The organism is Massilia sp. CCM 8734 (assembly GCF_011682155.1).
Classification (GTDB): domain Bacteria; phylum Pseudomonadota; class Gammaproteobacteria; order Burkholderiales; family Burkholderiaceae_D; genus Telluria_A; species Telluria_A rubra.
In genome coordinates, this window is the sequence record NZ_WHJI01000014.1 from 20,983 (window position 1) to 36,852 (window position 15,870).

Consider the following 15,870-nt stretch of genomic DNA (forward strand, 5'->3'; position numbering starts at 1 on the left):
CGCGGGAGCGCTCGCGCCGCTATGATCGTTGAACAGCCGTGCTGCCTGCGGCAGTGTTACGCATATCAACGATTGGAGAAAACCATGAACCATCAGAATTGGCCCTGGAACTTTCCGGAGAGCGTGCCCGTCTCCCTGCGCGATTTGATCGGCCGACCTGTCCGCACCGTGCGCCCTGGTGAAGTGATTACGCTGGAGTATCTCGCCGGGCGGGTTACTTTCTTCCTCGATGAAGCCGGCCTGGTGACCGACATCGGCTTCGAGCCGGAAGAGGCCGTTACACGAACGGTATGAGGCGTGTACTTCGCGCCAAGGCCGCGTTCAGCTGGCTTTGGCGGCTGTCTGACAAAGCCAGTGCTGGCAATAGCCTGTTTTCCTGAATAAGCCACGCTCAGCCCCATTCGGACCGCCAGCGCGCCAACGACGAAGATCGTACTGCGGGGGTGTCAGTCGAACGCGCAATCGGGGTTCATTTCCCAAGGCGTTCTCCAGGTGATGCCGTAACGCTCCAGTAACTCGCGCTTTATCCACGCTGAACGACAGCCGCCACTCCCCATGCCTCTGCCAAATTCCCCTTGCTCGCTCAGTTGGTCGGCTTCACGACGGCATGCGTCATGCCCGCCATGTTCCTGTCCGTGCATAAATCACGTCGAACGATACAGGGTGAACAGCCCGCAGCTTTTCCATCTCAGTAACCAGGATGACACTCATGTTCGGTGGCCAAAAAATTGTTATGCGCAGGCCAGCGGGCATCATCGAGGCGAGTGGGCTACCAATGCCCGACCGAGCGCCTTGCCGGTGGCGGTCCATTTTATCCGGCCGCGAGCGGCGCCTGGTTTTTACACACCCCTTAGCGAGAATACTTTTCATCACCACTACGTCGGATGCGAGTGCCTTGTCCGGCATGCCTTTTTTCATGGAAGCGAGCTTGGCTGAAAGGATCTCTTGCATCCTTTCCCTGGCCGGCGTATACACCGTGCCTAACAAGCCCCATGCCTGGAAGCCGCACGCCCGTCTGAATACTTCCGAGATGGGTTCGTCCGGCACCGGATGATCGTGCAGCCAGACGAATGCTTCCAGCGCATCAGGGTAATTGCCTTGCACGACTAATTGACATGCCCTGATGTATGTTTCCTTCAGCTTTTCCATACGCCATCTCCAAGACAGGAAAATGGGTTGGACCGTGCCGGGCACCGGGTAGTTCGCCGGGTGGAGCGTGATCAGTATGGCCCGCGATAGCTGTCCAGCCAGCTCCAGTCGCCGGTGTGGCAGCTTTCCGTGCAATGTCGCAGAAAATCGTTGATCACCATCCTGCAGTTGTACCGGCCCTCGCTATCGCGCGCGTTGGTCAATTCGCAGACGACATCCAGGTTGATCGAGGCGGGTATGCAAATCGATAATTTGCAGCGGCGCGGATCTTTGTGCGCGTCGCGCAGGTTGGCCAGTGGATCACCACCGGCAACATTCCGGATCAGGTTCGGCGTTGCGCATATCGATGGATGACTACCGGACGTCATATTCGCGCGCCACCTCGGTGCATCCTCTTTTGCATTCGGCGCGACGACGATGGTCGCGCTGGCTGCCGCATCCCGTGCCGCGCCGGGCGCCATTAACACCAGCATCAGGCCAACCGCGAGTTTCTTCTTCATGGCATCCCTGTCAAAATGATTGAGCTCGACAAACAGCAAAAATGGACGCACCCCGGCGGCCAGGCCATGTACATGGGAGCTGGAAGGTGATGTAACCGGGAGTTAATATACTGTATGGATGTACAGTAGCAAACTGGAAAAACAAGGGGGTGACTCAGGGCAAAGCCCTAAGCCGAGGTGATCTCGGGCAAGCCAGGCAGCCGACTGGGTGGACGATGGGAGCGGGGCGGGGCAGGCCGCTGGTGTCAGCGGCTTTCTTTTCGTGTGGGTGAAGTCCAGCTGGAAGACGAATTGTCGGGTATTGCTTGGGGAGGTGACGGGATCGTGATCACGATAGGTGGAACGACGGCTGGGGCCTTCGTCACGACGTTATTGAAAAGAAATGTCATGATGGCGAGCCCGATCGTCCCGAGTATCAGGACAATGCCGACAACCCACTTGACGGTATCGGCTTGCGATTTGTGCATTGACGCTTCAAACCTCGCAAACTGGGCGTCGATGCTCGCTGAGTGAGCGTCCATATTGGTTTTTAACGATGAGATGCCGCTCTCAAGGGTAAGTTCGATCGCCGCCAACCGACCGTCGACTTTCGTCTCGATGGTTTTCAGCTTTGCATCAACTTCTTCTCGGCTTGGGCTGGTCATCGTGCGATCTTCAATCGCGTCGGCGCGCTTGTCAACCGGGGCGCGCAAGGACAATGCGCTTGCCTGTGTGAACACTGTTGAATCTAGTGCGTGGTCCAGGACTCGAACCTGGTTATCAGTCATTCGGTCTGTGACGCTCTTGACTGGGCTTTACCAAATAAGCGAACCGCGCACCTTCATCATAGTCCGAAAATTCTATTTGGCAATAGAAATTTATGCAGAACAATTAGATGATTCAATCGTACACGCAGGGCTTGACCGGCAACGCATTCTCGCGCTGCTTGTCGAGCTCATCGAGGTCGACGCGGTGATCCCACCATCTATACCAGCCGCGCTGGCGGTCTTCTTGCACGTCCGGATGGCGCGCCAGATAGTCGTCCATGAATTGCTCGAATTCGGACACATACTGCCTGCTCGCAGGACGATATTTCTCGGTGTGCTTCATCATCAGGCCTCCCGTTAACGCTACTATGACCACCCATGCGCGCGTTGGTTCCACGCCCATGTACGTGCGGCCGAAAATGCCGTACGATACGCGCCGTTATCGCTTAACTCTCAGGACGCAATGAACTCAGAAACACCCGCGCCAGCGCCGGCGCCGCGCTTTCGCCCCCGTCCCTGGACCGCCCTGGAAACGCCGCAAGACGTCGAACTGTGGATCGACGAGCACAACCAGAGCCTGACCGAACACATCGCCCCGCACGAAACCGGCTACGGCGTCTGCTTTACCCTGGCCGTGGGCGGCAATATCTATATGCAGACCAGCGCCGACGCCGTCATCCTCGACGTCGACGACGATGCCGCATGGATCGCGCCGCTGATCATGGCCGCTACCGGCGTCGAGGCGCCGCAGGGCCAGCTGTGGATCCTGCCGGACGATAAATTGGTCCAGCTCATCATCGGCCTGTCGACCCTGGTCGCCAGCACCACCCTGGTGGTCGGACACAATTTTGGCGGACGCCACCGTAAAGCGAGCTATTCGCGCTAAACTGATTTTCTTTTCCATAACATTGCCGCCTCCATGCCCATCCTTTCCCGTCGCCGCCTGACCCTGACCCTGACCCTCGGACTGATCGGCGCCGCCCTGGCCATGCCGGCCGGCGCGGCCGACCTGCTCACTACCGTCAAAGCCCGCGGCACCCTGAAAATCGCCATGGAAGGCACTTATCCTCCCTTCAATTTCAAGGATTTGAAGGCCAACCAGTTGGCCGGCTACGATGTCGACGTCGCCACCTTGCTGGCGGCGCGCCTGGGTCTCAAGCCCGAGTTCGTCACCACCGAGTGGAGCGCCATCCTGGCTGGCTTGGCCGCCGGCAAGTTCGATGTGGCGATCAGCCAGGTGGGCATCAATCCCAAGCGCGAGCAAACTTTCGATTTTTCCGAACCGTACACCTATTCCAATCCACAACTGATCGTGCGCAAGAATGAAAAGGCCAGCTACGCCAGCCTCGCCGATCTCAAGGGCAAGAAACTGGGCGTGGGGCAGGGCAGCGTCTACGAGCAGCAAGCCAAGGCCGTGCCCGGTATCGACGTGAAAAGTTACCCGGCCGCGCCGGAAACCTTGCAGGACCTGGCGTTCGGGCGCATCGACGCCGCCCTCAACGACAGCTTGATGGTCGCTTACCTGCTCAATCATTCCAAGCTGCCGATCCAGGCCGGCGCGCGTGTCGGCAATGTGGAGCGCATGGGTATTCCCATCCGCAAAGGCAATCCCCAGCTCAAGGCCGCCTTGAACAAGGCGCTGGCCGAGGCCCAGGCCGACGGCAGCCTCAAAAAAATCTCGGTCAAGTGGTTTGGCAGCGACGTCAGCCGCCCGGCCGCCCAGCCCTGATCCGGGGCGCTGCCGATGGACTGGGCCGCACTGGCCGAACTGTTGCGCGATGCCGCGCCGTCGATGCTCAAGGGCACCGGCTACACGGTAGCCTTTGCGTTGGCCTCGATGGTCGGCGGTTTGCTGCTCGGCTTTCCCACCGCCCTGATGCGCCTGTCGCGCTGGAAACTGGTGCGCGCCCCCGCCGAACTGTACGTCAGCGCCATGCGCGGCACGCCGCTGCTGGTTCAGTTGTACGTGATCTACTACTGGCTGCCCAGCATCGGCATCGACTTCCCGCCCGTGGTGGCAGGCGTGCTGGCGCTCTCGCTCAATGCCGGTGCATTCCTGTCGGAGAGCATTCGCGGCGCCGTGCTCGGCGTGAGCGAGGGCCAGTGGCGCGCCAGCTTCAGCCTGGGCCTCGGTTACTGGTTCACCCTGTATCACGTGGTGCTTCCGCAAGCCTTGCGGGTAGCCGTGCCGTCGATGAGCAATACCCTGATCAGCCTGATCAAGGATACCTCGCTGGTGTCGGTCGTCACCATTAGCGAGCTCATGCTTGCTACCAAGGAGGCGGTGGCCGGCAGCGCCAATCCCTTGCCGCTGTATATGACCGCGGCCATGATCTACTGGTGCCTGAGCCTGCTGTTCGAAGCGCTGCAGCGCTACCTGGAACGGCGCCTGAACCGCGCGCAGCGCTGACGACTGCATCGCGCCGCGCGAATATGCGGCGCGATCGCCGGCTGCGTCCAGACGGCGCTCGACATCGCGTCCGCGCCCATGCTAGTCTAGGCGACAGTGCTTCCACCTTCCGTCCTGCGCTGCTTGCGTGCCGGTGCGTGGCAGGTCCGCTGGCGTGTGCTATGTGTGCGAGGTGAGATGGACAAGGATCACGATCCGGCAGCACAGGGTTCCGCGCAGGCGCGCCAGCGCCGGGCCACGCCAGGCCAGGCCGGGCAGGGCGCGGCCCGGCCGGACAGCGCCCTGCCGGGTGGCGCCTTCGCCTGGCATCCCGGACAGCCGGCCGCCGTGCCCATCGCCCCGCATGCTCAAGCGCTTGCCCCCGCCCTTGACAGCAGTGGCGTGAGCATCGAGCGCCTGCGCCACGAGCAAGACCTGGCCCGTTCGGGCGACTTGTACCTGCTGGCCCCGGTCGGCTATTTCCTGCTCGCCTTCGACACGACCATGCTGCAGGTTAACCTGGTCGGCGCCACCATGCTCGGGGTGGCGCGCGCCAGTCCCGGCCTGCACCATTTCCGCTCCTTCGTGGTACCCGCCTTCCTGCCCGACTTCGACGGATTTTTTTCCCGTTCCCTCAACAGCGGCAAGGGCGAAACCTGCCGCATGCGCCTGCGAACGCCCGATGACGGCGCGCTCGACGTCACCCTGCACGGCTGCGCCGACGGCAGCGGCCAGGCTTGCCGCCTCGTGGTCGAGCGCGCCGACGGCAGGCAGGCCGCGCTCGAACGCAGCGAGGAACGCTTCCGGCGCATCGTCCACAGCGCCGGCGAAGGTATCTGGGAAATCGACGCCACCGCCAGCACCACCTTCGTCAACCCGCGCATGGCGCAGATCCTCGGCTACAGCATCGAAGAGATGCTGGCGCGCCCCTTGCTCTCGTTCATGGATGACGAGGGCATGGCCATGCTCGAGCAGTGCATCGGCGAGCGCGCCCAGGGCGTGCCGGCGCCGTACGAATACCGCTTCATCGGCAAGGATGGCAGGGTGGTGTGGACCACCATGTCGACCAGCCCCATCCTCGACGCCGACGGCGCCTGTCTGGGCGTGCTGGCGCTGGTCACCGATATCACCGAGCGCAAGCAGTCAACCGAGCTGATCTGGCATCAAGCCAACTACGACACCCTGACCGGACTGCCCAACCGCCACATGTTCATGGACCGGCTGGGCCACGAAACGCGCAAGGCCGATCGTGGCGCCGCCTTCCTGGCGCTGCTGTTCATCGACCTCGACCACTTCAAGCAGGTCGACGAGCGCCTCGGCCATGCGCTCGGCGACCTGGTGCTGATCGAAGCGAGCCGGCGCATCGCCAACTGCGTGCGTTCGAGCGATACCCTGGCGCGCATGCAAGGCGACCAGTTCACGGTGGTGTTGTCGGGGCTCGACCATGTCGGCAGCGTCGAGCGCATCGCCCACGCCGTGGTGGCGGCGCTGGCCATGCCGTTCGAGCTGGGCGGCGAGAAAGCGTTCCTGTCGGCCAGCATCGGCATCGCCCTGTATCCGCCGGACGGGCGCGACGTCGGGCACTTGCTCGAGCGCGCCGAGCGCGCCATGGTGGTCGCCAAACACGCCGGCGGCCACCAGTTCAGCTATGTCACGCCGGATCTGCAACAGGCGGCGCAGGCGCGCCAGAGCATTGCCGACGACTTGCGCGCGGCCATTGCGCTGCGCCAGTTCGAGATCGTGTACCAGCCGATTGTGTCGCTCCAGACGGGGACGGTGCACAAGGCCGAAGCGCTGTTGCGCTGGCGCCATCCCACGCGCGGCTTGCTGGGACCGGCGGAGTTCATCCCGTTTGCCGAGTCGAACGGGCTGATTGTCGAGATCGGCGACTGGGTGTTCCGCGAAGTGGCGCAGCAGGTGCAGCGCTGGCAGCGCAGTATCGACCCGTCGTTCCAGATCAGCGTCAACAAGTCGCCGGTGCAATTCCGGCGCGACGCCGACCTGTATCTGAGCTGGCTCGATTATCTGAACGAGCTCGGTTTGCCTGCGAACAGCATCGTCATCGAGATTACCGAAGGGGTGCTGTTCGAAGGCGCGACCGAGGTCATCGAGCGCCTGCGCCAGTTTCGCGCGATGGGCTTGCAGGTCGCGCTGGACGATTTCGGCACCGGATATTCCTCGCTGTCGCACCTGAAGCGCTTCGATATCGATTATGTGAAGATCGACCAGTCCTTCGTGGCCACGCTCGAGAACGACGTGGGCGACCTGGCGCTGTGCGAAGCGATCATCGTCATGGCGCACAAGCTGGGACTCAAAGTGGTGGCGGAAGGGGTGGAGACCAAGGTGCAGCGTGCGCTGCTGGTCGACGCCGGCTGCGATTACGCGCAGGGCTATGTGTTTGCCCGGCCGATGCCGGCGCCGGAGTTCGAAGCAATGGCGGCTGCGGGGGCGCCGCGCTTGCCGCATTGACCGGGCACCGTCGGCTTCGCCATGGCGAAACCGACGGTGAGGGTCTTACATTCCCGGATAATTCGGCCCGCCGCCACCTTCCGGCGTGACCCACACGATATTCTGCGTCGGATCCTTGATATCGCAGGTCTTGCAATGCACGCAGTTCTGCGCATTGATCTGCAGGCGATCCTTGCCCTCGTCGGTCTTCACATACTCATACACGCCCGCAGGGCAATAACGCGACTCCGGACCGGCATACTGCGCCAGATTGACCGATACCGGAATGCTATCGTTCTTGAGCGTCAAGTGAATCGGCTGGTCTTCCGCGTGGTTGGTGTTCGAAATAAACACCGACGACAAACGGTCGAAGGTCAGTTTGCCATCCGGCTTAGGATACGCGATCGGCGCATAGTTGGCCGCCGGTTTCAGGCACTCATGGTCGCCATAATCGCGGTGCAAGGTCCACGGCGCCTTGCCGCGCAAGATCAACTGGTCGATGGCGGTCATGATCGAGCCCAGGTACAGGCCTTTCGACAGCCACGGCTTCACATTGCGCGCCACGTGCAGCTCCTCGTGCAGCCAGGACTGTTCGAACGCGGTCGGGAAGGTCGACAATTCATCGTGCTGGCGCTGCTCGCCCAGCGCCGCGAAGGCCGACTCGGCCGCCAGCATGCCGGTCTTGATCGCCGCGTGGCTGCCCTTGATGCGGCTCATGTTCAAGAAACCCGCCTCGCAACCGATCAGCGCGCCGCCCGGGAACACCAGCTTCGGCAAGGCTTGCAGGCCGCCGGCCGTGATCGCGCGCGCGCCGTAGGAAATGCGCTTGCCGCCTTCGAAGAAGGTGCGGATTTCCGGGTGCGTTTTATAGCGCTGGAATTCTTCATACGGCGACAAATAGGGATTCTCGTACGACAGCCCGATCACATAACCGACCATGACCTGGTTGTTTTCCATGTGATACAGGAACGAACCGCCATAGGTATCCGACTTGAGCGGCCAGCCGGTGGTGTGGATCACCAAGCCTGGCTTGTGCTTGGCCGGATCGATTTCCCACAGTTCCTTGATGCCGATGCTGTACGACTGCGGGTCCTTGCCCTTGTTCAGGTCGTACTTGACCATGAGTTGCTTGCCGAGGTGACCGCGCGAACCTTCGGCGAACATGGTGTACTTGGCATGGAGTTCCATGCCGAGCTGAAAGGCTGCGGTCGGCTTGCCGTGGCGGTCGACCCCCATATTGCCGGTCGCCACGCCCTTGACCGAGCCATTCTCGTTGTACAGGATTTCGGCGGCAGGGAAGCCCGGGAAGATTTCCACGCCCAGCGCTTCGGCCTGTTGGCCCATCCAGCGCACCACGTTGCCCAGCGAAACCACGTAATTGCCATGATTTTCAAAGCAGGCCGGCACCACGAAACCCGGCGTCTGGTACGCCTTGCTTTCGGTCAGGAACAGGATGCGGTCTTCGGTGACGGCGGTATTCAGCGGCGCGCCGAGTTCTTTCCAGTTTGGAATAAGTTCAGTCAGTGCGCGCGGATCCATCACGGCGCCGGACAGGATATGGGCGCCAATTTCGCCGCCTTTTTCCAGCACGCAAACGGACACTTCCTGACCCTTGTCGGCCGCCATTTGTTTCAGGCGGATGGCGGCGGCCAGGCCGGCAGGCCCCCCGCCGACGACGACAACGTCGTACTCCATTGCTTCGCGCGGACCGTATTGTTCGAGGATGTTGATAGGCTCTGTCATGGTCTCTTCATGGGATAGAAAAATTTAAGCACGAGTGTGCGGCTTTTTGTCGAGGATTGCAACTTTGACGCCATTTTACGGACAATATTAGACGCTGCCATCTAATACTGGCAATTTGTGACATCATTATGCTTTCGCAAGACCACCGCACAGGAGCCGATCGTGGGTATTGAAGTAAATTTCGAAGGAAAAATCGCACTCATTACCGGCGCATCGAGCGGCCTGGGCGCACGTTTCGCCAAGGCCCTGGCCGGGGCCGGGGCTCAGGTTGTGCTCGCTTCACGCCGCACCGACCGGCTCAAGGAGTTGCGCGCCGAGATCGAAGCCGACGGCGGCGCCGCGCACGTGGTCACGCTCGACGTGACCGACCTGGCCAGCATCAAGTCGGCCATTGCGCACGCCGAAACCGAAGCCGGCCCGATCGACATCCTGGTCAACAACTCGGGTGTTTCGACCACCCAGCGCCTGGTGGACGTGACGCCGGAAGACTACTCCTACGTCATGGACACCAATTTGCGCGGCGCGTTTTTTGTCGCGCAACAAGCCGCCAAGCGCATGATCCAGCGCGCCAAGGGCGATCCCAAAAAGCAGCACCGCATTATCAATATTGCCTCCGTGGCCGGCCTGCGCGTGCTGCCGCAGATTGGCGTGTACTGCATGAGCAAAGCCGGGGTGGTGCAGATGACCAAGGCGATGGCGGTAGAGTGGGGCAAATATGGCATTAACACCAACGCCATCTGCCCCGGCTACATCTCGACCGAAATCAATGAAGAATACTTCGCCACCGAGCAAGGCCAGAAGCTGATCGACATGCTGCCGCGCAAGCGCCCCGGCAAGCCGGAAGACCTGGACGGCCTGCTGCTGCTGCTCGCCGCCGAAGAAAGTCACTTCATCAACGGCGCCATCATCACCGCCGATGATGGTATGACCGCGCAATAAGGTCATAGTTCCCCGTTCATCGGCGCGGCAAGCAATTCGCTCAACAGACGATGCGCGTCCACCAGGCGGTGCCAAGACGCTGTGTGCCAAAGACGGTGTCAGGTCTGACATTCGGACACGGCCTGTGCAGTTGAACGCCCCCCCGGCTGGTGTCAGGCATCGTAGTGCGGTCGAGGCCGTGTCTGAATGTCAGAGACCTGACACCGGCGGTAGTGTCGAGGTCGTGTCCGAATGTCAGACCTGACACCAAGGTTTGCGCACCAAGGTTGCGTCATTCCGCCATTTTCGCAACACCCGCCATCCTGCGAGTACTGTCCACCTGCGCCCAGGCCGAGAATCGTCTTTGTTGCTCCCCGGCCTCCCTCCAGCCTCCTCCCTGTTGTGTATCAGCTATTTATTTGCATAAAATCCGCTAACAGTGGGACAATTCGCACTTCTGTTGCTTGGTGCTACTTTAGTTTCTCGAATGGAAGTATTCCCCTAGGAGCCAGTATGACCGGCAGTTTATAATTTGGGCTGTATGTACCTTTGAGAAATTAGTACCCAATGCGAGTAGACGGGCTGAAGTTTTCCATTGCTGCGCATTCGGCGTGGGCGCCCGGGCTGGCAACGGCCGAGGCCTGGTCCGCATGGGCGCAAGCGCCGACCCGGATCGGCGAGGGCGCCGACCCGGTCGTGGCGGCGATGCCCCCCATGCTGCGCCGCCGCGCCGGCTTTCTGGGCAAGATGGCGCTCGACGTGGCTTACCGCTGCCTGGATGGACGCACGAATGTTCCGGCCGTATTTTGCTCGCGCCATGGCGAAGTGTCGCGCGCGGTCGACTTGCTTGGCGAGCTCGCGCGCGGCGAGCCGATGTCGCCGACCGGCTTCGGCCTGGCCGTGCATAACGCCAGCGCGGGCCTGTTCTCGATCGCGCGCACCGACCGCGCCAATCACATGGCCCTGTCGGCCGGTGCGGCGACGGTGGAACATGGGGTGGTCGAAGCCTGCGGCCTGCTGACCGACGGCGCGCCCATGGTCCTGCTGGTGGCGTACGATTGCGCGCTGCCGGCGGCGCTCGCGCACTTCGAGGATTGCGACGAACAGCCGCACGCGTGGGCATGGCTGATGACCGCGCCCGGCGCGGACGCCATCAGCCTGGCCTGCGATGGCGGCGCTGGCGAGGTGGCGGCGTCCACCCGGCCCGGTGGCCTGGACGTGCTGCATTTTCAGTTGAGCGGCGCGCCCCGCCTGGTGCGCCACGCCGGCCCGCAACGATGGACCTGGACGCGTAATGGTTAAGCGGATCGGCCGGTACTGGCGCGTGCTCGCCACCGGCCTGAGTTTTCTGGCGTTCGGGATCGGCGGCCTGCTGCTGCGCATCGTGGTGTTTCCGCTGCTGCAGCTGGTGGTGTGGGAGCGCGCGGCACGGGTGACGGCGGCGCGCGCCATCCTGCGCCTGACGTTTCGCAGCTTTGTAGGCCTGATGCGCGGCCTTGGTGTACTGCGCTACGAATTCATCGGCCTCGAAAAACTCGAACGCGGCGGCCTGCTGATACTGGCGAACCATCCGTCGCTGATCGACACCGTGTTCCTGATGGCGTTCGTCAAGCGTGCCGACTGCATCGTCAAGAGCCATTTGTGGAATAACCCGTTCACCCGCGGCCCGGTACGCGCCGCCGGCTACATCAGCAACGACAGCGGCGAGCAATTGGTCGAGGCGTGCATCGCCTCCCTGCGCGCCGGGAACAACCTGATCATTTTCCCGGAAGGGACGCGCACCCCGGCCGGCGGCGCGATCAGCCTCAAACGCGGCGCCGCCAACATCGCCGTGCGCGGCGCGCGCGCCGTGACGCCGGTGGTTATCGACTGCCAGCCGCCCACGCTCGGCAAAGGCGACAAGTGGTGGCGCGTGCCGGAGCGCTTCGTGCAGTTCCGGCTTGAAGTGAAAGACGATATCGAAATCGGCGCCTTCCTCGGCACCGGCGTAAGTGAAGTAATGGCGGTGCGTCATCTGACGGATCACCTGCAACGATTTTTTACTGGAGAGTACCAAGGCCATGCTTGAAACAGAAGTGAAACAACTGATCATCGACGTCCTGCAACTGGAAGATATTGGCGTCGACGATATCGACAGCGCAGCGCCGCTGTTCGTCGAAGGCTTGGGCCTGGACTCGATCGACGCGCTGGAACTGGGCGTCGCGCTGCAAAAGCGTTACGGCATTTCGCTGTCGGCTGATTCGGAAGATACCCGCAGCCACTTCGCGTCGGTGCGCGCGCTGGCGGCGCTGATTGAAACCCACCGCAAAAAGTAATGGAGGTTGTATGGTAGACGTAAACAATATGAGCCGCGACGAGCTGCAAGCGTGGGTTGTCGATCTGCTGGCCGAGATGTTCGAGCTCGATAAATCGGCCCTGACGGCCGAGTCGAACCTGTACGCCGATCTCGATATCGACAGCATCGACGCGGTCGACCTGGCGGTCAAGCTCAAGCAGTTGACCGGCAAGCGCCTGCAGCCGGAAGTGTTCAAGACCATCCGCACCATCGGCGACGTGGTCAATGCGCTCGATGCCCTGGTCGAGGAACAGGCGGTATAAGCGTGCGCCTGTTGGCCGCGCTGTTGGCCGCGACCTCGGTCGTTCTCACGCTGTGTTATCCGCTGGCCATCTGGTATGGACAGGGGAGGGTGGAGCCGCGTTGGCTGGCGCTGCTGCTGGTGCTGGCCGCCGGCGCGCGCCTGCCGGCCATGAAGGCCAGCGTGGCCGCGCGCTGGTCGGTCGCCGGCGCCCTGCTGCTGGCGGCGCTGACGGTGATGGGCAACGGCATGCTGCCATTGAAGCTGTATCCGGTGCTGGTCAACGCCGGCCTGCTGGCGGCGTTCGGGTACACCTTGAGCACGCCGGTTTCGATGGTCGAGCGCTTTGCGCGCATGCGCGAGCCGGACCTGCCGCCGGCGGCGGTGGCGTACACGCGCACCGTCACCAAGGTATGGTGCGGGTTTTTCGTGGTGAACGGCGCCATTGCGCTGGGCACCGCGCTGTGGGCTTCGCAAGAGGTTTGGTCGCTGTACAACGGCGTGATTTCGTACGGCCTGATGGGCGTGCTGTTCGCCGCTGAATTTTTGGTACGCCTGCGCTTTAAGCGATTGCATCATGGTTGATTTGTTTTCTGTTCTCGGCGCGCGCGATGGCGCCGCCATCGCCGGCTGGCGCAAGGCCGCCTCGGTCAGCACGCCTGTCAGCGTGGCCGCCTTGCGCGCGCGCGTGGGCGCGTGGCGCGCGCTGGCGCTGCGTACGCCCGGCGCCAACGCCGCCCTGTACCTCGACGATAGCCTCGAATTTGCCGCCGCGCTGCTCGGCGCCTGGCAGGCCGGCAAAACCGTCTGGCTCAGCGCCGATACGCTCGACGCCAGCTGCGTCGCGCTGGCGCGTTCGGTCGACTGCTTCCTGGGCGAGTTCCCGCCGCGCTGGACCCCGCTGCACCCTCGGCAGGACGAGGCCTGCGCGCTGCCATGGAGCGGCCCTGACGCCAGCTTCCCCGCGCTGGTGGTGCACACCTCCGGCAGCACCGGCGAGCCGCAGGCGATTCCCAAGAAACTGTCGCAGTTGATCAGCGAAGTGAGCACGCTGGAGGCACTGTTCGGCCCCGCCATGGGCGACGCCGACATCATCGCGACCGTCTCGCATCAACATATCTACGGCCTGCTGTTCAAGGTGCTGTGGCCGCTGGCGGCCGGTCGCGCAATCCACGCGGCCAGCCTGGCCTTCCCGGAACAACTGGCGCTGATGCTGGGCCAGCGCCCGTGCGTGCTGGTGGCCAGCCCGGCCCATTTGAAACGCCTGCCGTCGCACCTGGACTGGCGCGCCGCCGCAGCCTGCCTGCGCGCGGTGTTCTCCTCGGGCGGCCCGCTCGCACCCGACGCTTCGGTGGCGGCCGCCCACCTGCTCGGCCACGTCCCGGCCGAAATTTACGGTAGCTCCGAAACCGGCGGCGTGGCCTGGCGCCGCCACCATCCCGGCTCGCCCGGCGCATGGGAAGCGCTGCCCGGCGTGGCCTGGCGCATCGCGCCCGACAGCGGGCGCCTCGAAGTGCGCTCGCACCACCTGGGCGACGACGGCTGGCTGGAACTCGAAGACCGCGTCAGTTCCGCTCCCGACGCACGCTTCCTGCTGCTCGGGCGGGGCGACCGCCTGGTCAAGATCGAAGAAAAACGCATCTCGCTCGACGCCATCGAAGCGGCCTTGCTGGCGTCCGGCTTTGCCAGCGAAGCGCGCGTGATCGTCTGCCCCGAACGCGCCGGCGAGCGCCAGGTGCTGGCCGCCTTCGTGATTGCTTCGGCCAGCGGGCGCGCGCTGCTGGGCGCCGAGGGCAAGCAGGCGCTCAACGCGCTGCTGCGCGCCCACCTGGGCGGCGTGGTGGAGGCGGTGGCGCTGCCGCGTCGCTGGCGCTATCTCGATCAACTGCCATTCAACGCCCAGGGCAAGACCACCCACGCGCAGCTGCTTGCCTTGCTCGGCGTGGGCGACGCCCGCCCGCGCGTGCCGCAGGTGCGCCTGATCGAGCGCGACGCGCCACCGAACGGCGCCCGGGTGCTGCTCGAACTGGTGGTGCCGTCGACCCTGTTCTACTTCGACGGCCACTTCACGCAGGCGCCGGTGCTGCCTGGCGTGGTGCAGGTCGACTGGGCCATCCGTTACGGGCGCGAGCACTTCGCCGTGGCGCCGGGGTTCCGCGGCATCCACGCGCTCAAGTTCCAGCAAGTGGTGCGGCCCGATGTGCCGTTCCGGCTCGAGCTCAAGTACGACAGCGCAAACTGCACCCTGCATTTCCGCTATTTCTCCGACGCCGGGCAGCATGCCGGTGGTCGCATCCTGTTTGGCCCTTAACCTGAAGCGTCGCATGTTAGATAAAAAATTCTCCCCTGAACGCCAGACTGCCTTCGAAGCCCGTTTCGAAGCGCAAAAAATCGCCTTCGGTCCGGTGGTCTTCCAGTGCGTGCGCTACGCCTGGAAGCGCGGCATGCTGCAAACGCTGGCCGACGCCGGCGAAACGGGGCTGACCGTGAGCGAGATGGCGGCCAGCGGCCGCTGGACCGAGTACGCGCTCAAGGTGGTGCTGGAAACCTGCCTGTCGGCCGGGGTGGTGTTCGTCCATGGCGGGCGCTATGCGCTCGACAAGGCGGGCTTTTGCGTCCTTACCGACAGCATCACCCAGATCAATATCGATTTCAATCACGACGTCTGCTATCAAGGCCTGTTCAAGCTGGACGAGTCGCTCGACGCCGAAAAGCCGATCGGCCTCAAAGCCCTGGGCGAGTGGCCCACGTTGTACCAGGGCCTGTCGGAATTGTCGGAGCCGGCCAAGACCAGCTGGTTCGCCTTCGACCACTACTATTCGGACACCTCGTTCCCGTCGATCATGCCCGACGTCTTCGCCACCGCGCCGCGCAAGTTGATGGACGTGGGCGCCAACACCGGCAAATTCAGCTGCGTCGCGCTGGACTACAACGCCGACGTCGAACTGCACCTGGTCGACCTGCCGCGCCAGTTGTCGGTCGCCGCAAGCGCGCTGGAGACGGCCGGCGTGCGCGAACGCGCGCACCTGCACCCCACCGACCTGCTCGACCCGGCCCTGGCGCTGCCGTCCGGGATGGACGTGATCTGGATGAGCCAATTCTTGAGCTGCTTCTCGGAGCCGGCGATTGCCACCATCCTCGAACGCGCTAGCGCCGCGCTGGCGCCGCAGGGCCAACTGCTGGTGATGGACACCTTCTGGGACCGCCAGCGCTACGACATCGCCTCCTACTGCCTGATCAACACCTCGCCGTACTTCACGGCCATGGCCAGCGGGAACAGCAAGATCTACGAGAGCGGTGACTACGTGCGCCTGGCCGAAGCGGCCGGCCTCAAACTGCTCACCGCGCGCGACGGCATCGGCTATTGCCACTCGCTGCTGCGTTTCGGCCGCGCGGCGTAA

At 63.2% G+C, this 15,870-nt stretch carries 18 protein-coding genes and 1 tRNA gene; 13 read left to right on the forward strand and 6 right to left on the reverse strand.

What is annotated here, in order from left to right:
• Window positions 1–84: 84 nt before the first annotated feature.
• On the forward strand, window positions 85–294 hold the full coding sequence (locus F2P46_RS14735) for an I78 family peptidase inhibitor (protein WP_166890833.1): 210 nt from the start codon (window positions 85–87) through the stop codon (window positions 292–294).
• Window positions 295–612: 318 nt separating this feature from the next.
• On the opposite strand, the gene F2P46_RS14740 is transcribed toward F2P46_RS14735, so the two are convergent.
• The 5 genes from F2P46_RS14740 to F2P46_RS14760 form a co-directional block, all read right to left on the reverse strand.
• Window positions 613–1,149, reverse strand: a complete 537-nt coding sequence (locus F2P46_RS14740; RefSeq protein WP_166890835.1) for a hypothetical protein — start codon at window positions 1,147–1,149, stop codon at window positions 613–615.
• 71 nt (window positions 1,150–1,220) lie between these two features.
• Entirely contained in the window at window positions 1,221–1,649 is a 429-nt protein-coding gene (locus F2P46_RS14745) for a hypothetical protein (RefSeq protein WP_166890838.1), read from the reverse strand.
• 245 nt (window positions 1,650–1,894) lie between these two features.
• Window positions 1,895–2,416, reverse strand: a complete 522-nt coding sequence (locus F2P46_RS14750) for a hypothetical protein (protein ID WP_166890841.1) — start codon at window positions 2,414–2,416, stop codon at window positions 1,895–1,897.
• Window positions 2,381–2,465 (reverse strand) — tRNA-OTHER (locus F2P46_RS14755). The genes F2P46_RS14750 and F2P46_RS14755 overlap by 36 nt, the downstream gene beginning before the upstream one ends.
• 63 nt (window positions 2,466–2,528) lie before the next feature.
• Entirely contained in the window at window positions 2,529–2,741 is a 213-nt protein-coding gene (locus F2P46_RS14760) for a DUF3460 family protein (protein WP_166890843.1), read from the reverse strand.
• Between the two features lie 117 nt (window positions 2,742–2,858).
• Between F2P46_RS14760 and F2P46_RS14765 the strand changes: the two genes are divergently transcribed.
• The 4 genes from F2P46_RS14765 to F2P46_RS14780 all read left to right on the forward strand — a co-directional run bounded on the left by F2P46_RS14765 (window position 2,859) and on the right by F2P46_RS14780 (window position 7,253).
• Entirely contained in the window at window positions 2,859–3,281 is a 423-nt protein-coding gene (locus F2P46_RS14765) for a hypothetical protein (RefSeq protein WP_166890846.1), read from the forward strand.
• Window positions 3,282–3,314: 33 nt separating this feature from the next.
• The gene (locus F2P46_RS14770; protein WP_166890849.1) at window positions 3,315–4,124 is read left to right on the forward strand and encodes a transporter substrate-binding domain-containing protein; all 810 of its coding nucleotides are present in this window, start codon (window positions 3,315–3,317) and stop codon (window positions 4,122–4,124) included.
• Between the two features lie 15 nt (window positions 4,125–4,139).
• Window positions 4,140–4,805 (forward strand): amino acid ABC transporter permease, encoded by a 666-nt coding sequence (locus F2P46_RS14775; RefSeq protein WP_166890852.1) that lies wholly within the window; start codon window positions 4,140–4,142, stop codon window positions 4,803–4,805.
• A 177-nt stretch (window positions 4,806–4,982) separates the two neighbouring features.
• On the forward strand, window positions 4,983–7,253 hold the full coding sequence (locus F2P46_RS14780; RefSeq protein ID WP_166890855.1) for an EAL domain-containing protein: 2,271 nt from the start codon (window positions 4,983–4,985) through the stop codon (window positions 7,251–7,253).
• Window positions 7,254–7,298: 45 nt separating this feature from the next.
• On the opposite strand, the gene F2P46_RS14785 is transcribed toward F2P46_RS14780, so the two are convergent.
• The gene (locus F2P46_RS14785) at window positions 7,299–8,975 is read right to left on the reverse strand and encodes an electron transfer flavoprotein-ubiquinone oxidoreductase (RefSeq protein WP_208296629.1); all 1,677 of its coding nucleotides are present in this window, start codon (window positions 8,973–8,975) and stop codon (window positions 7,299–7,301) included.
• Window positions 8,976–9,137: 162 nt separating this feature from the next.
• Between F2P46_RS14785 and F2P46_RS14790 the strand changes: the two genes are divergently transcribed.
• The 8 genes from F2P46_RS14790 to F2P46_RS14825 all read left to right on the forward strand — a co-directional run bounded on the left by F2P46_RS14790 (window position 9,138) and on the right by F2P46_RS14825 (window position 15,870).
• On the forward strand, window positions 9,138–9,914 hold the full coding sequence (locus F2P46_RS14790) for an SDR family oxidoreductase (RefSeq protein WP_166879616.1): 777 nt from the start codon (window positions 9,138–9,140) through the stop codon (window positions 9,912–9,914).
• Window positions 9,915–10,460: 546 nt separating this feature from the next.
• Window positions 10,461–11,195: a beta-ketoacyl synthase chain length factor gene (locus tag F2P46_RS14795; RefSeq protein WP_166890858.1), complete on the forward strand. Its 735-nt coding sequence runs from the start codon at window positions 10,461–10,463 to the stop codon at window positions 11,193–11,195.
• A complete protein-coding gene (locus tag F2P46_RS14800; protein WP_166890861.1) occupies window positions 11,188–11,961 on the forward strand; it encodes a lysophospholipid acyltransferase family protein in 774 nt (257 codons plus the stop codon). Before F2P46_RS14795 ends, F2P46_RS14800 begins: the two co-directional genes overlap by 8 nt.
• Complete coding sequence (locus F2P46_RS14805; protein WP_166890863.1) at window positions 11,954–12,208, forward strand: phosphopantetheine-binding protein; 255 nt, start codon at window positions 11,954–11,956, stop codon at window positions 12,206–12,208. Before F2P46_RS14800 ends, F2P46_RS14805 begins: the two co-directional genes overlap by 8 nt.
• Window positions 12,209–12,218: 10 nt before the next feature.
• Complete coding sequence (locus tag F2P46_RS14810; protein WP_229477196.1) at window positions 12,219–12,491, forward strand: acyl carrier protein; 273 nt, start codon at window positions 12,219–12,221, stop codon at window positions 12,489–12,491.
• 2 nt (window positions 12,492–12,493) lie between these two features.
• Window positions 12,494–13,054, forward strand: coding sequence for a hypothetical protein (locus F2P46_RS14815; protein WP_368737914.1), 561 nt, complete (start codon window positions 12,494–12,496; stop codon window positions 13,052–13,054).
• Entirely contained in the window at window positions 13,047–14,780 is a 1,734-nt protein-coding gene (locus F2P46_RS14820; protein ID WP_166890866.1) for an AMP-binding protein, read from the forward strand. Before F2P46_RS14815 ends, F2P46_RS14820 begins: the two co-directional genes overlap by 8 nt.
• Before the next feature lie 13 nt (window positions 14,781–14,793).
• Entirely contained in the window at window positions 14,794–15,870 is a 1,077-nt protein-coding gene (locus F2P46_RS14825; protein ID WP_166890869.1) for a class I SAM-dependent methyltransferase, read from the forward strand.

Excerpts from the sequence above, each read along its gene's own strand:
- F2P46_RS14760 (WP_166890843.1), bottom strand. The coding sequence starts at position 2,741 with ATGATGAAGCACACCGAGAAATATCGTCCTGCGAGCAGGCAGTATGTG.
- F2P46_RS14745 (WP_166890838.1), bottom strand. The coding sequence starts at position 1,649 with ATGAAGAAGAAACTCGCGGTTGGCCTGATGCTGGTGTTAATGGCGCCC.
- F2P46_RS14750 (WP_166890841.1), bottom strand. The coding sequence starts at position 2,416 with ATGACTGATAACCAGGTTCGAGTCCTGGACCACGCACTAGATTCAACA.
- F2P46_RS14785 (WP_208296629.1), bottom strand. The coding sequence starts at position 8,975 with ATGACAGAGCCTATCAACATCCTCGAACAATACGGTCCGCGCGAAGCA.
- F2P46_RS14775 (WP_166890852.1), top strand. The coding sequence starts at position 4,140 with ATGGACTGGGCCGCACTGGCCGAACTGTTGCGCGATGCCGCGCCGTCG.
- F2P46_RS14805 (WP_166890863.1), top strand. The coding sequence starts at position 11,954 with ATGCTTGAAACAGAAGTGAAACAACTGATCATCGACGTCCTGCAACTG.
- F2P46_RS14765 (WP_166890846.1), top strand. The coding sequence starts at position 2,859 with ATGAACTCAGAAACACCCGCGCCAGCGCCGGCGCCGCGCTTTCGCCCC.
- F2P46_RS14780 (WP_166890855.1), top strand. The coding sequence starts at position 4,983 with ATGGACAAGGATCACGATCCGGCAGCACAGGGTTCCGCGCAGGCGCGC.
- F2P46_RS14810 (WP_229477196.1), top strand. The coding sequence starts at position 12,219 with ATGGTAGACGTAAACAATATGAGCCGCGACGAGCTGCAAGCGTGGGTT.
- F2P46_RS14740 (WP_166890835.1), bottom strand. The coding sequence starts at position 1,149 with ATGGAAAAGCTGAAGGAAACATACATCAGGGCATGTCAATTAGTCGTG.
- F2P46_RS14825 (WP_166890869.1), top strand. The coding sequence starts at position 14,794 with ATGTTAGATAAAAAATTCTCCCCTGAACGCCAGACTGCCTTCGAAGCC.
- F2P46_RS14820 (WP_166890866.1), top strand. The coding sequence starts at position 13,047 with ATGGTTGATTTGTTTTCTGTTCTCGGCGCGCGCGATGGCGCCGCCATC.
- F2P46_RS14800 (WP_166890861.1), top strand. The coding sequence starts at position 11,188 with ATGGTTAAGCGGATCGGCCGGTACTGGCGCGTGCTCGCCACCGGCCTG.
- F2P46_RS14735 (WP_166890833.1), top strand. The coding sequence starts at position 85 with ATGAACCATCAGAATTGGCCCTGGAACTTTCCGGAGAGCGTGCCCGTC.
- F2P46_RS14795 (WP_166890858.1), top strand. The coding sequence starts at position 10,461 with ATGCGAGTAGACGGGCTGAAGTTTTCCATTGCTGCGCATTCGGCGTGG.
- F2P46_RS14770 (WP_166890849.1), top strand. The coding sequence starts at position 3,315 with ATGCCCATCCTTTCCCGTCGCCGCCTGACCCTGACCCTGACCCTCGGA.